Annotated in this window: 12 protein-coding genes; 3 read left to right on the forward strand and 9 right to left on the reverse strand. The window is 72.0% G+C overall.

Annotated features, from left to right (window positions below):
* Together hrcA and lepA are read right to left on the reverse strand one after the other, a co-directional pair.
* Positions 1–999: a heat-inducible transcriptional repressor HrcA gene (gene hrcA, locus HZF19_RS07505; RefSeq protein WP_208028147.1), complete on the reverse strand. Its 999-nt coding sequence runs from the start codon at positions 997–999 to the stop codon at positions 1–3.
* 88 nt (positions 1,000–1,087) lie between these two features.
* Positions 1,088–2,872 carry a translation elongation factor 4 gene (gene lepA, locus HZF19_RS07510; RefSeq protein WP_208028148.1) on the reverse strand — a complete coding sequence of 595 codons (1,785 nt, stop codon included), beginning with the start codon at positions 2,870–2,872 and terminating at the stop codon, positions 1,088–1,090.
* A 231-nt stretch (positions 2,873–3,103) separates the two neighbouring features.
* Between lepA and rpsT the strand changes: the two genes are divergently transcribed.
* Positions 3,104–3,370, forward strand: a complete 267-nt coding sequence (rpsT, locus tag HZF19_RS17095; protein WP_208028149.1) for a 30S ribosomal protein S20 — start codon at positions 3,104–3,106, stop codon at positions 3,368–3,370.
* 53 nt (positions 3,371–3,423) lie between these two features.
* Here the strand turns inward: rpsT and HZF19_RS07520 are convergent, their stop codons facing one another.
* From HZF19_RS07520 to HZF19_RS07545, 6 genes are all read right to left on the reverse strand, one after another.
* Positions 3,424–4,209 carry a class I SAM-dependent methyltransferase gene (locus HZF19_RS07520; RefSeq protein ID WP_208028150.1) on the reverse strand — a complete coding sequence of 262 codons (786 nt, stop codon included), beginning with the start codon at positions 4,207–4,209 and terminating at the stop codon, positions 3,424–3,426.
* Between the two features lie 54 nt (positions 4,210–4,263).
* Positions 4,264–5,334 carry a DNA polymerase III subunit delta gene (holA, locus tag HZF19_RS07525; RefSeq protein WP_208028151.1) on the reverse strand — a complete coding sequence of 357 codons (1,071 nt, stop codon included), beginning with the start codon at positions 5,332–5,334 and terminating at the stop codon, positions 4,264–4,266.
* Positions 5,335–5,342: 8 nt separating this feature from the next.
* Complete coding sequence (folP, locus tag HZF19_RS07530) at positions 5,343–6,173, reverse strand: dihydropteroate synthase (protein ID WP_208028152.1); 831 nt, start codon at positions 6,171–6,173, stop codon at positions 5,343–5,345.
* A gap of 31 nt (positions 6,174–6,204) precedes the next feature.
* On the reverse strand, positions 6,205–8,004 hold the full coding sequence (locus HZF19_RS07535) for a ComEC/Rec2 family competence protein (RefSeq protein WP_208028153.1): 1,800 nt from the start codon (positions 8,002–8,004) through the stop codon (positions 6,205–6,207).
* Between the two features lie 10 nt (positions 8,005–8,014).
* Entirely contained in the window at positions 8,015–8,791 is a 777-nt protein-coding gene (locus HZF19_RS07540) for a helix-hairpin-helix domain-containing protein (protein WP_208028154.1), read from the reverse strand.
* A gap of 112 nt (positions 8,792–8,903) precedes the next feature.
* Positions 8,904–9,614: a tetratricopeptide repeat protein gene (locus HZF19_RS07545; RefSeq protein WP_208028155.1), complete on the reverse strand. Its 711-nt coding sequence runs from the start codon at positions 9,612–9,614 to the stop codon at positions 8,904–8,906.
* 91 nt (positions 9,615–9,705) lie between these two features.
* Here HZF19_RS07545 and HZF19_RS07550 point away from each other — a divergent pair, with 91 nt between their 5' ends.
* Together HZF19_RS07550 and HZF19_RS07555 are read left to right on the forward strand one after the other, a co-directional pair.
* A complete protein-coding gene (locus HZF19_RS07550; RefSeq protein WP_307781163.1) occupies positions 9,706–10,746 on the forward strand; it encodes a phosphotransferase family protein in 1,041 nt (346 codons plus the stop codon).
* Entirely contained in the window at positions 10,743–11,597 is an 855-nt protein-coding gene (locus HZF19_RS07555; RefSeq protein WP_208028156.1) for a proteasome assembly chaperone family protein, read from the forward strand. Before HZF19_RS07550 ends, HZF19_RS07555 begins: the two co-directional genes overlap by 4 nt.
* Positions 11,598–11,794: 197 nt before the next feature.
* Here the strand turns inward: HZF19_RS07555 and HZF19_RS07560 are convergent, their stop codons facing one another.
* Positions 11,795–13,498, reverse strand: coding sequence for a type 1 periplasmic-binding domain-containing protein (locus HZF19_RS07560; RefSeq protein WP_208028157.1), 1,704 nt, complete (start codon positions 13,496–13,498; stop codon positions 11,795–11,797).
* Between the last annotated feature and the right edge of the window lie 7 nt (positions 13,499–13,505).

Genomic DNA, 13,505 nt, shown 5'->3' on the forward strand with positions numbered 1-13,505 from the left:
TCAACCCTCGCTCAAGCGCCGGCCGAGGCGATCGCTCACCACCGCCACGGCGGCCATGGCCTGCGGGTAGTTCATGCGGGTCGGGCCGAGCACCCCGATCGATCCGGCGGTCTCACCGTCGACCTCGTAGGGGGCGACCACCACCGCGCAGTCGCTCAGGGGCTGCACGCCGGTCTCGCTGCCGATGGCCACACTGAGGCCCCGATCGAGCACGTCTTTCAGGAGGGAGACCACGACGAACTGTTGCTCGAGGATCCGTAGGATCTCTCGGACGGTCCCCACCGCGTCGAACGCCGCTGCCATGTTCGAGGTGCCGGCGAGGTACACCTCCGGCTCCTCCGGGGCCTCCTCGCCGAGGCTCCGCAGCGCCGCCACGAGCATCGGGTCGGCCGCATCCGGGGCCTCCAGCTCGACCCCGGCAGCATGGCTGAGCGGATGCCCCACCAGCACCTCGCACAACCGTTGGCCGGCCGCGGCCAGCGCCTCCTCGTCGGCTTCGTCGTCGAACTCCACAGTGCGCTTCTCGATCACGCCGTTGGAGAGCACGACCACCACCAGCGCGACCGTCGGGGTGAGGCTCACGAGTTGGATGGAGCGGACCGTGGCCGCCTCATGGGGCGGGCCCACGACCACGGCGGTGTAGGCGGTGAGGTTGGAGAGCAGCCGGCTGGTGTCCTGCAGCATGCGCTCCAGCTCACCGTGGGCGTGGGCGAAGAAGTTGCGGACCTGCTGGGCCTCGGCGCCGGCGAGCCGGCCCGGCGCACTCAGCGTGTCGACGAAGAACCGGTACCCCTTCTCCGTGGGCACCCGCCCGGCGCTGGTATGCGGTTGGTAGAGGTAGCCCTCTTGCTCGAGGAGGGCCATGTCGTTGCGCACGGTGGCGGCCGAGACGTTCACCCCCGGCGCGCGGGTGACGTGCCCGGACCCGACGGGTTGGGCCGTTTCGATGTACTCCTCGACCACGGCCCGCAGGATGTTGGCCTTGCGTTCATCGAGCATCGGTCGCTGCCTGGCTCCACTCGTTCGTCAGCACTCGATGATACCGAGTGCTAACCGTCGCGAGCAGCCGGCCAGAGCCTGCGGGTGGTCACTCCTCGAGGCGGAGGGCGGAGATGAAGGCCTCTTGCGGCACTTCCACCCGGCCGATGTTCTTCATGCGCTTCTTACCCTCCTTCTGGCGTTCGAGGAGCTTGCGCTTCCGGGTGATGTCGCCCCCGTAGCACTTGGCCAGCACGTCCTTGCGCTTGGCCTTCACGGTCTCCCGGGCGATGATCCGGCCCCCGATGGCCGCCTGGATGGGCACGTCGAACAGCTGGCGGGGGATCAGCTCCCGCAGCTTCTCGGTCATGCGCCGGCCGTAGTCGTAGGCCTTGCTCCGATGCACGATGGTGCTGAACGCATCGACCGGCACGCCGTTGAGCAGGATGTCGACCTTGACCAGCTCGGCGGGGGCGTACCCCGCGGGCTCGTAGTCGAGGCTGGCATAGCCCTGGGTGCGGCTCTTGAGGTGATCGAAGAAGTCGACCACCACCTCGGCCAGCGGCATGCGGTAGACGAGCTCCATCCGCTCCGGCGAGAGGTACTCCAGCTTGCGCATCTCACCCCGCCGGCTCTGGCACAACTCCATGAGCGTGCCCGTGTAGTCGGTAGGGGTCAGGATGGTGATCGTGAGGTAGGGCTCCTCGATCTGCTCGATCTCCGCCTGGGGGGGCATCTCGCTCGGGTTGTCCACGACGAGCTCCTCGCCACTGGTACGCCGCACCCGGTACTCCACCGAGGGCGCTGTGGCGATGAGGCTGAGGTTGAACTCCCGCTCGAGCCGCTCCCGGATGATCTCCATGTGCAGCAGGCCGAGGAACCCGCAACGGAACCCGAACCCGAGCGCACCCGAGCTCTCCGGCTCGAAGGTGAAGCTCGAGTCGTTGAGGCGGAGCTTCTCCAGCGCTTCCCGCAGCGCGGGGAACTCGTCACCGTCGATCGGGTACAGCCCGCAGAACACCATGGGCTTGGGCTCGCGGTAGCCCTCGAGCGGCTCACCCGGCCGGGCGGCTTCGGTGACCGTCTCACCCGAGCGGGCCTCCCCCACGTCCTTGATGCCGGCGATGAGGTACCCCACCTCGCCGGCGCTCAGGCTCCCCACCGGGGTCGGTTCGGGCCGGCGCACCCCCACCTCGTCCGCGTCGTGGGTGGCTCGGGCCTGGAGGAACTCGAGCTTGCTGCCGGTCTTGAGGGTGCCGTTGACCACCCGGATCGAGCTCACCACCCCCCGGTACTGGTCGAAGTGGCTGTCGAAGATCAGCGCCTGCAACGGCGCGTCCGGGTCGCCCTCGGGTGGAGGGATCCGCTCCACCACCGCGTCGAGCAGCTCCGGCACCCCTTCGCCGGTCTTGGCCGACAGACGGAGGATCTCCCCCGCGGGGATGCCGAGCACGGTCTCGATCTCCGCCGCGTACCGATCGGGCTCGGCGGCGGGGAGATCGATCTTGTTGAGGGCGGCCACGATCTCGAGATCGTGCTCGAGGGCCAGGTAGCAGTTGGCGAGGGTCTGGGCCTCGATCCCCTGCGACGCGTCGACCAGCAGGATCGCCCCCTCGCACGCGGCCAGCGACCGAGACACCTCGTAGCCGAAGTCGACGTGACCCGGGGTATCGATGAGGTTGAGCACGTGGTCACGCCAGTCGAGGCGCACGCTCTGGAGCTTGATGGTGATGCCCCGCTCCCGCTCCAGGTCCATGGTGTCGAGGTACTGGGCCCGCATCTCCCGGGGATCCACCGCGCCGCAGAGCTCGAGCATCCGGTCCGCGAGCGTGCTCTTGCCGTGGTCGATGTGGGCGATGATGCACAGGTTGCGGAAACGCTCGAGCGTGGCCACGTGTCCAGGGGCTCCGTCTCGGGAGGGCCGTCGCGGGATCGCCCCGACCGGCCGGCCGCGGGCGCGACGTTGCAGCGTAGCGTCTGGAGTGGCCCGCCCTGCCGGGTTGTGACGGGCCGGGGCGGAGCGGCTACCCTTGCCGGTTCGCGCCGGCCGGCAGGTCCGAGCCGGCGACCGTGCAGGGGCCGGACAGGGCCGGCTCCGAGTGGCATCGACCGACGCAGGGACACCGTGGCGAACATCAAGAGCCAGATCAAGCGCAACCGGCAGAACGAGAAGCGGCGCATGCGCAACAAGGCCGTGCGCTCCGAGCTCAAGACCCGCACCAAGACCGCGCTGGCCGCGGCCAGCGAGGGCCGCGATGACGTCGAGGAGCTGGCCCGGTTGGCCATCAAGAAGCTCGACAAGGCGGCTTCCAAGGGCGTGATCCACAAGAACCAGGCCGCGCGCCGCAAGTCCCGGTTGATGAAGAAGATCCGAGCCGCCTCAGCGGGCTGACCCGACACACCGCGCACCGCGGCCCGTAGGTAGCGCCCGCGCGGGCGCACCCGTCACGCTTCCGCGAGCTCGCCGATCAGACCCAGATACTTGTTGCCGAAGCCGAACACGCGGTAGGGGGCACCGGTGCGTTCCACCAGGTCCCGGAAGTGGGTGTTGTCGTCGATGTCGTCGAACACCACGTGGCTGCGGGCGTCGAGTCGGGGCTGCACCCGAGCCAGCGCGAAGGCCCGCCCCCGGTAGGACTTGTCGCTGTCGTAGTGGAACAGGTCGATGTGGTCAACCTCGGCCAGGATGCGCCGCAGGTTCGCCCGATCACCGCGCAGGTACAGGTGCCATGCCGATCGCAGTTCGCCGTCGACCAACAGGCCGACGTACTGCTCGGGGTTCGCCAGCCGGAAGTACGGGAAGTCGCTCGACCACAGCTGCCCGCCGTCCCCGTTGGCGGACAGCGCCCGCAAGAACGCCTGGGACGAGAACCCCGCGGCCACCCCGGTCTCCACCACGGTCGTCGGGCGCAGGCGGCGAGTCAGGAAGTACACCAGCCCGTAGTCGCCACCACCCCCGAGCACCACCCCCTGCTCGCGCAGCGGGCCGAGCCGCTCGGTGGCGAGCTGCTCCAGGTCAGCGGCGAAGCGCTTGGCCTCCGCCCAGAGCGCCGGGTCGATCCGGGCGGCGAAGGCCGCGGAGGGCTCCGCTCGCTCGGCCGCCCAGGCCGCGGCGGCGGTCCTCGTGCCGGCGTGCTTGCGGTCGGCGATCCGGGTCAGCACCTTGTCGACCATGGTCGTGCAGTACCCGGGCCGCAGGGCGTTGCGCAGGATGGTGGCGGGAGCGGTCACGGTTCCTCGGAGCGGGTGGGGGAACCGCGGCACGATAGCCCGAGGGCGGCGCGATCACCGCGAGCCGCGACCCGAGCCGGTCCGGGAGCCGGCCCGGCGGCTGCGCCCCGCCAGGCGCGCCACCAGCACCTCCATCACCAGCTCGTCGGGCCAGGCCTTCGCTCCCCGTAGGTCGAGATCCGCCTGGGCGAGCAGCTCGACCATCTCGTGCAGCCGCTCCGGTCCCAGCCGGCGGGCCTGTTCCAGGGCCTTGCGGGCCCGGAAGGTGCTGCCGCCGCGGAGGCCGAGCAGCTCCGCAGCCTGCTTCTCGTCACCCACCCCCGAACCCTCCAGGCGCAGCATCCGCTCCACGTGACCGTGGAGGGTGGCCATGATCTGCAGCGGGTGGCGCCCGGCGGCCAGCATGCGCGCCAGGCGGTCGAGTGCGGTGGGGATGTCGCCGCGGTCGATGGCGTCGGTGAGCTCCCAGGTGGGCAGCTCACCCGCTCCGCCCAGGTACGGCTCGAGGTCCTCGGCGGCGAGCCGGGCGCCGGCGCCGAACGTCGAGACCAGCGCTTCGAGGACCGAGCGCACTCGGCCCAGGTCGCCCCCGACCCGGTCCACGAGCAGCCGCTTGGCCCCGACGTCGAGCGTCACCGCGGACTCGGCGATCTGGCGGTCGATCCACGCCGTGCGGTCCTTCTCCCGGTCGGCGACACTGGTGTCGATGACCGCACCGCCGACGGCGCACACCGCGTCCGCGAGCGCCTTGGGCACCGCGGGGAGCTTGGCACCCGGCTTCGGGTCACGCTCCCACACGATCACCAGCGAGGTGGTCTCGAGTGGGGACGCCAGGTAGTCGACGAAGGAAGCAACCGAGTCCTTGGTGCCGAACAGGCCTGCGTGGCGGGCCACCACCACTCGCCGGTCGGTCAGGAACGGCGGGGTCCGTGCGGCGTCGACCACGCCCGCCAGGTCGGGGCCGCCGTCACCGGTGTCGTAACGCGCCGCGTCCCACTCGTCGACCATCAGCTCCCGATCACCGCCGCCGACCAGCGCCCGCACCAGGTCACCGACTGCCTGGGCGAGCAGCACCTCGTCGCTGCCCTTCACCAGGAACACCGGCGCGGCGAGGTCCACGTCCATGGCGCCGGTCACGCTGCGGCGAGGACCGCGGCCATCACGTCGGCCACCCGCCGGGCCGCTCGCACGTCATGAGCTCGCAGCACCCGGCACCCGAGTGAGATCCCGAGCGCGTGCGCGGCGACGGTGCCGGCCCAGGCCTGGGTGCGGTCGACGTCGAGCAGCTTCCAGAGGAACCGCTTGTTCGACGCCGAGAGCAACACCGGGTAGCCGAGCTCCGCCAACCGATCGGAGGCCCGCAGCAGCACCAGCGACTGCTCCTCGGTCTTGCCGAGGTCGAGCCCCGCGTCGACCATGATCCGCTCCCGAGCGATGCCCGCCCGCTCGGCTCGACCCGCTCGGTCACGGAGCACCTCGCGCACGGTGCCCACGACATCGTCGTAGTGCGGTTCGGGATCCGGCACCCGGGGCGCGAGCCGGATGTGGGTCGCCACCACCGAGGCGCCCGCTGCCGCGCACACCGGCAGGTAGTCGGGGTCGGCAAACCCGCTGATGTCGTTGCCCACCACCGCGCCGGCCTCGAAGCAGGACCGCGCCACGGATGCCCGCCAGGTGTCTACCGACAGCGGCACGTCGAACCGGGCCCGGAGGGCCTCGACGGCCGGCACCACCCGATCGAGCTCCTCCGCTTCGGAGACCTCCTCACCGGGGCCGGCCTTGACCCCACCCACGTCGAGCAGGTCCGCGCCGGCGGCGACGAGTTGGTGGGCCTTGCGCAAGAACTCGTCGAACGCGAAATAGGCGCCCTGGTCGAAGAACGAGTCCGGCGTGCGGTTGAGGATCCCCATGACCAGCGCCCGATGGGTGACGTCGTAGCGGTGAGGGCCGAGCGCCAGCTCCATGCGGCGGACGCTACACCGCCGGGCGGGCCCGTCAGCCGGCCGCCGGCGGGTCGACGGACACGACGACCTCCAGGCGTGGCCGGACCGCCCGCACCTCGAGGCGCAACCCACCGGGGGTCTCGAGGACGCCGGGATCGGGGGTGGTGGCGCCGGCCAGCCGGTGCTCCGCCGGAGCCCAGATGCGGGCGACGCCCACCCGCCGGCCGATCTGGTGCACGAGAGCCGCCGCCCGGCTTCCTCCTGACGGGCTGATGAGCAGGTCCAAGTGGCGGACCCCGTTGCGCCGCAACGCCTCGAGCGCGCGACCGGCGGACGCGGTGCTCTCCACCTCGAGCACCCGCAACCGCCCCCCGGGGACCGGGACCTGCCACAGCTCCCCGACGCCCGCGAGCTCGGTTCGCAGTGCCGGCGGTCGGTGCGCGCCGAGCGCCGGCACCACCAGCACGGCGAACACCACCACCGCCGCCGCCACCCGGGCGGCCTTGGTGTGACCCTCGCGGCCGGCGAGCATCGCCAGCGCGCCGGCGGTGGCGGCGACCGCCACGAGCGGGAGATCGAGCTCGCCCAAGGGCAACTCCCGCGCCTGGCGGGCCACCGCGGCCACCCAACTCAGACCCACCTGCGTGGGCAGGTGCGCCACCGTGGCCACCGACCCGCCGACCAGACCGGCCACGATCCCCGCGGTGAGCCCCCACATCATCACCACGCCGGCCACCGGCTCGGCCAGCAGGTTGGCCGGGATCGAGGCCACGGGAAGCCCGCCGAACACCGGCACGAGGATCGGGGCCACGCCGAGCTGTGCCGCCAGCGTGACCGCGAGCGCGGCGCGCAGCGGCCGTGGGCCGGGCAACACGCCCGCGATCGGCCGGGCCAGCAGGATGATCCCCGCCGCCGCGCCCACCGAGAGCCCGAATCCCACCGAATGGACGAGGAACGGGTCCACGAGGACGAGTAGCACCACCGCCGCTGCGAGCGTGCGGATCGCCGAGACCGGTCGTCCCACGGTCGTGGACAGCGCAGCGATCGCGGCCATGGTCGTGGCCCGCAGGACGGACGGCTCGAACCGGGTGACCAGGGTGAAGAACCCGAGCAGCACCAGCGTCGCCGCCAACCGCCCCCGCAACGACAGCCGTGCCAGCAGCGGGGAGGCCACCGCCAGCACGAAGGCCACGTTCTGCCCCGAGACCGCGAGCAGGTGGGTCAGCCCGACGGCCCGGAAGTCGTCCGCCACCGCCGGGGATTGGCCGCGGTCGTCACCGAACACGAAGCCGGTGAACAGGGCACGGGTGTCCGGGGCCAGGTGCTCGACACCGCGCTCGAGCACCCGGCGGAAGCGGTTGGCCAGCCGGGAGGCGGGGTCGCCGCCGCGCCAGCCGATCACCTCGGTGATCTCCATCCGCCCCACCACGTGCCGGTGACGCAGCCAACTCGGCACGTCGGCCTCCATGCGTCCCCGCACCGAGAGGCGCTCACCGGCGAGCCGGGGACGGATGGCTGCGCCGGCCCGGCCCCGAGCCCAGGCGTCGAAGCGCCGGGAGCCGGCGCGCACCTCGACTCGCACCGCACCGGATGCGTCCCCCGGGTCACCGACCAGCGTGACCTCACCGGTGAACGGGCCTTCGGCCACCGCGGCGTTGGCGGCCAGCTCAGCCCGCCCACCCAGCCACGCCGCGAGCACCGCCACCGCCACCACCGCGGTCCACGGTCGCCGCACCACGACCGCCGCGACCACCACCCCAACGGCGACCAGCGCCGGCAGCTGTGGCGACCACCAGGCACCGGCCGCCGCCCCCACCGCGCCCAGCACCACCACCCGATCCGAGAGCACCACCGGCCCGGCCTCACACCCGCACGGCGTCGCGGATCTGCTCCAGCTTGGCCGGGCCGATGCCTCGCACGTCGAGCAGCCCGTCGACGCTGCGGAACCGCCCCTTGCGCTCCCGGTGCTCGATGATCGCCGCCGCGGTGGCCGGGCCGATACCCGGCAACGTCTCGAGCTGTTCGGCGGTGGCGGTGTTGAGATCGAGCTTGCCGCCGGTGCCGGCCGCCCCAGCGGGCCCGGCGGCGCCGGCCGCGGGGCCGCCGCCGGAGTCCGCCGCCAGCGGCGCGGCCGGGTTCTCCTCGCCATGGCGGGGCACGTAGACCCGCACACCGTCGGCGAGGGGCGCTGCGAGGTTCAACCGGTCGACGTCGGCGTCGGGAGTGACGCCTCCCGCGGCCTCGAGCACATCCCCGACCCGGGCGCCATGCGCGACGCGGTACACGCCCGGGCGGGCCACCGCTCCGGCCGCGTGCACCACGATCTCCGCTGGCACGCTCGATGTGGGCCCTGCCGCCCCGTCGAGCTGGAAGGGCACCACCGTGCTCGGCAGGGGAAACCCCGCCTCGCCGGATCCGTGGGTGGACGACCGCCACCACCAGGCGCCAGCCGCCAACCCGATCGCGACCACGAGCGCCACCGTGGCGACTCGCGCCATCCCCGCCCGCGCGGTTCCCGCCCTCGACCACCAGGCTGCGAGCAGCCGGCGGAGGTCGGATGCGAGCGATGGCGGCGGCTGCGAGGCCTCGCGCAGCGCGGCGAGGGCGTCGGCGGGGCTGGACCGGTCGTTCGGGTCCACGTCTCGTCCTCCTGCAGAGCGCGCGGCGAGCGCGCGTCAGCGGGCCACACGAGGGGGAAGAGACGGCTGCGCCACCCTACGCGGGTGACGCCCGGGAACGGAAGGGCTCAGCTCAGTACAGGCGCGCGGTGAGCGCCTTGCGGTAGCGGGCGGTTCGCGGATCGTCGGGGCCGAGGACCTCGAGCAGGTCGACGTACTCCTGCCGGGCAGCGTCGTCCTCCTTCACCCGGTCGAGTAGCTCCTCGAGCTTGGCGTCGATGTCGTCGATCGCGCCGCCCGTGGCACCGGTACGGGCGAGGGCCGCGAGGTGGCGGGTCTCGGCACTCTCGGGCAGGCGGGCGAGCAGCTCCAGGGCTTCCTCCGAGCGGCCGTCGCCGATGAGCAACTCGGCCAGTGCCAGGATCGCTCCGGCGTGGTCGGGATCGCGCTCCAGCGCGGCCCGCAGGGACGACTCGTCGCCGGCGGCGACCAACCGGTCGATCTCGGACTCCTCGGGCGTCGGCAGCAGGCGGCTCACGAACTCACGGATGGCCGCTTCACCCTGCGCGCCGATGAACCCGTCGACGACCTTGCCGCCCTTGAGGGCGTACACGGCGGGGATGCCCTGCACCCGGAACGCGGCCGAGACCTGCGGGTTCTCGTCGACGTTGACCTTCGCCAGCATCACCGCCCCGCCGGTCTCGTCGATCACCCGCTCGAGGATCGGACCGAGGGTACGGCAGGGCCCGCACCAGGGGGCCCACAGGTCGACGACCACGGGCACCTGCTCGGATCGCCGGACCACGTCGTTCTCGAAGCTCGCGTCCGTCACGTCGATGGCCATGAGGACCCACGATAGGAGCTGACCATGCGCAACCGGTAGCGTGGCCCCTCACGGGCCACGCGGGTGCGGGCCGATCGCCGGAGGGAAACGGGTGAGCGACACCACCACGGTCGAAGGCATCGATGCGGATCGGGTCACGGCGTGGTTCGAGCGCCACACCGATGCCGTTCCGCCGCTGTCGTTCGAGCTGATCACGGGCGGCCACTCGAACCTCACCTTCCGGGTCGCGGACGCCGGCGGGGTCAGGTGGGTGCTGCGGCGACCGCCCCTGGGGCAGGTCCTCGCCACCGCGCACGACATGGGGCGGGAGCACCGGATCCTCTCGGCGCTGGGCCCGACCGAGGTTCCCGTCCCCCCGGTCGTGGGGTTCTGCGACGACCCCGCCGTCAACGGCGCACCCTTCTACGTCATGTGCTACGTCGACGGCACCGTGGTCCGAGACCTCTCCGGGGCGGAGCGGTTGAGCCCCGAGCAGCGGCGGGCCGCGGGCCTCTCGCTCATCGACACCCTGGCCCTCATCCACGCCGTCGACGTCGACGCGGTCGGCCTCGGTGACCTGGGCCGCAAGGAGGGCTACATCGAGCGGCAGCTGAAGCGCTGGTACGGGCAGTTCCAACAGTCGAAGCTCCGCGAGGTCCCGGTGGTGGACGAGGTCTACGAGCATCTCCTGAGCGCCATCCCGGAGCAGGGGCCGGCCACGATCGTCCACGGCGACTACCGGCTCGACAACTGCCTCCTCGGCCCGGACGGCACGGTCGTCGCCGTGCTGGATTGGGAGATCTGCACCCTGGGCGACCCGCTCGCGGACCTCGGGCTCCTGCAGGTGTACTGGGCCGATCCGGGTGAGCCGACCCACTCCGGGCTGCCGGCCGCCACCTCGGCCGAGGGCTTCCCCACCAAGGCCGAGCTGCTCGAGCGGTACGCGCAGCGCTCAGGTCGGGACCTGTCGCAGATCGACTTCTACGTGGCGTTCGGGTACTGGAAGCTGGCCTGCATCATCGAAGGGGTCTATGCCCGCTACAAGGGTGGGGCGATGGGTGACCGCGGCGACGCTGACGCGTTCGACGTCTTCGGCGAGCAGGTCGTGGCGCTGGCGGAGGCCGCCCGGCAGGCCGCGGGGAGAGCCGAATGAGCCTGTTCGAGCTGGTCGAGCGACCCGACCTCGACTCGCCGGTGCTCGTGCTGGCGCTCGACGGGTGGATCGATGCGGGGCTCGGAGCGGCCCAGGCGCTGGCGGCGATCGTGGAGGCCACCGAGATGGAGACCGTGGCGGTCTTCGACAGCGACGCGCTGCTCGATCACCGCGCTCGGCGCCCCACCATGCACCTGGTCGACGGGCTGAACACCGGGCTGAGCTGGCCGTCGATCGAGCTGCGGGCCACCACCGATCGCCATGGCAACGAGGCGTTGTTCCTGATCGGCGCCGAGCCCGACCACAGCTGGCGGGCCTTCTCGCGGGCGGTGGTCGATCTGGCACTCGAGTTCGGGAGCCGGCTGCTGGTCGGGCTCGGGGCGTACCCTGCGCCGGTGCCTCACACGCGGCCCACCAAGCTGGTCTCCACCGCCACCTCGGCCGAGCTGGCGGAGCTGGTCGGCTTCGTGCCCGGGCAGATCGACGTCCCGGCCGGCGTGCACGCGGCGATCGAGCGGCGCTGCGCGGACGTGGGCCTGCCCGCCGTCGGGTTGTGGGCGCAGGTCCCCCACTACGCCGCGGCGATGCCCTACCCCGCTGCGGGGCTGGCGCTCATCGAGGGCCTGGCCCGGATCGCCGATCTCCACTTCGATCCGGGCGGCCTGCCGGCCGAGGCCGCGGCGAGCCGGGACCGCATCGACTCGCTGGTGGCCAACAGCGAGGAGCACCTGGAGATGGTGCGCCAGCTCGAGCACCACGTCGACGCGATGGAGGCCGCCGACCAGGGAGGGCTCCCCACCGGCGACGAGCTCGCGGCCGAGCTCGAGCGGTTCCTGCGCGAGCAGGACTGACGCCCGACCCGTACACCCGCCGACCAGCGCACCTGCCCTCCGCCTCCCCCGACCGGCAGGTCAAACGCGTGCGATAGCACGCGATCTCCCTGCCAGAACGCGCCCTCCACCCGACCGGCAGGTCAAACGCGTGCGATAGCACGCGTTTGACCTGCCGGAACGGGTGGGAAGGGGTCGACGATGGCGGCGAGGCCGGCTCAGCCCGAGCGTCGGGGTGACGGGTAGTCGGGGACTTGCTCGCCGGGCGGTGGCTGGTCGTAGATCGTCACCGAGCCTGCCACCTGGAACACCGGCGTGCCGTTCTCGGGCCACTCCCCGGGCAGGTAGCGCTTGCCGCCGTCCACGTAGCGGTACAGGCCCCGGCCTTCACGGAAGATCTCGTCCTGGCCCTCCGCGTCGGGATCCCACCAGATCAGGGTGGCGTCGTCGATGCCGAGGTAGTCGGTCTTGGGCCAGATGCCCTTGTCCCCGTAGGACAGCGATGGCTGGCTGATGGCCCGGGGCGTGGGCTCCGCGGCGAACAGCGCCTGACGGAAGGTCTCCGGAGTGAGGTTCGGCCCCACACCCTGGACAGCCGCGTAGAACAGGTTCACCATCGGGATGGTGACCGGCGAGCCGGTCTTGGTGGGCGGCGGCTCGCCGAAGTACCACCGGTACAGGCCGTACGAGCTGGACAGCTCCGGCGCGGTGCGCGCCGCGAGGCTGCTCACCCCGAAGGCGTGCGCCCACTGCCGCTGGTCGTAGGTGCGGGCGAACGCTGCGGTGTCGGTCAGCGCGCCGGCGGCGACCCACTCGGGGAAGTACTCCTGCGCCGTGGCGGCCCGGGTGAGGGGCTGCGGTGCGATGGGGTCGCCACTGAAGATCACCGTCGTCACCCCGGATTGCTTCAGCCTGGCGATGAGCTGGGGGGCGGAGGTCTGCAGGTCGATGGGGCTGGCGTAGGAGAGGGTCTCGGCCAGCGTCACCCCGTAGGCGCGGAGCTCCGAGCCCATGGTGTCGGCGAGCTGCTCGGAATCCGTCCCGGTGGTCAGGTACACCAGCCCGAACCGCCGCGGCTGGCTGCGCAGGGCGGGGTCGCCCGCGTACTCGGCGTCCCGCCCGGCCAGCGCCTTGCCGATGTACTCGACCAGGTGTGCTCTCCCCTGCTCGGGGTTGTTGCCCACTCCCCACACGTAGGGGGCCCGCTCGATGTACCAGTCGTCGGACTGGCCGGGGGTGCACTGGATGCACATCACCTTGCGCGCCGCCAGCTCGTCGGCGAAGGCGGAGGTGAGCAGCGGTCCTCCCAGCACGACGAACGACTGCTTCTCGGCGATGGCCACCGCGTCGGCACGCGCCGCCACCTCGTCCTCCGACGACCCCGTTCCGGTGTACACCTCGAGATCCACCTTGCGCCCGTAGGTCTCGTAGAACCGCTCGTAGAGCTCGATGAAGCCCCGCACCGTCTGCTCGGTCTGGGCGTTGGTGTCGTCCACCGCGATGGCGCTGGTGATGAAGTCGATCACCGGGTCCGTCTCCGGGGTGAGGTACAGGACCACCTTGATCGAGTCCGCGGTGACCCCCGGGGAGGTGGCACCACCGTTGTCACCCGTGAAGGGGGCGTAGCACTCCTGGGCGAAGAAGCTCGGGTAGGCCTGCCGACCCCGTGACGTGTCGCAGCGATCACCCCAGTCGATCTGATCGGTGATGCCCCGGGCCTGCGCGTCGCTCCAGCTCAGCGCGCCGGCACCGGGCTCGACACCTCCGGTCGTCGCGGTCCCGGAGGCGGTGGGCTCGGTGTCATCACCGCCCCTCGAGATCACCGCCACGGCCACGATGACCGCCACCACCACCACGATGGCAAGCAACGGTCCGTAGCGCTTCATGGCACTGGTGCGGTTCGGTGCGGTGGTCGGTTGCACGAGCTCC

It is taken from the genome of Rhabdothermincola sediminis (genome assembly GCF_014805525.1).
Lineage (GTDB): Bacteria > Actinomycetota > Acidimicrobiia > Acidimicrobiales > Acidimicrobilacustridaceae > Rhabdothermincola > Rhabdothermincola sediminis.

What these genes read in the sequence shown, in the direction of transcription:
- hrcA (WP_208028147.1), bottom strand. Translation starts at nt 999, where the DNA reads ATGCTCGATGAACGCAAGGCCAACATCCTGCGGGCCGTGGTCGAGGAG.
- holA (WP_208028151.1), bottom strand. Translation starts at nt 5,334, where the DNA reads ATGGACGTGGACCTCGCCGCGCCGGTGTTCCTGGTGAAGGGCAGCGAC.
- folP (WP_208028152.1), bottom strand. Translation starts at nt 6,173, where the DNA reads ATGGAGCTGGCGCTCGGCCCTCACCGCTACGACGTCACCCATCGGGCG.
- HZF19_RS07545 (WP_208028155.1), bottom strand. Translation starts at nt 9,614, where the DNA reads ATGGCCATCGACGTGACGGACGCGAGCTTCGAGAACGACGTGGTCCGG.
- HZF19_RS07555 (WP_208028156.1), top strand. Translation starts at nt 10,743, where the DNA reads ATGAGCCTGTTCGAGCTGGTCGAGCGACCCGACCTCGACTCGCCGGTG.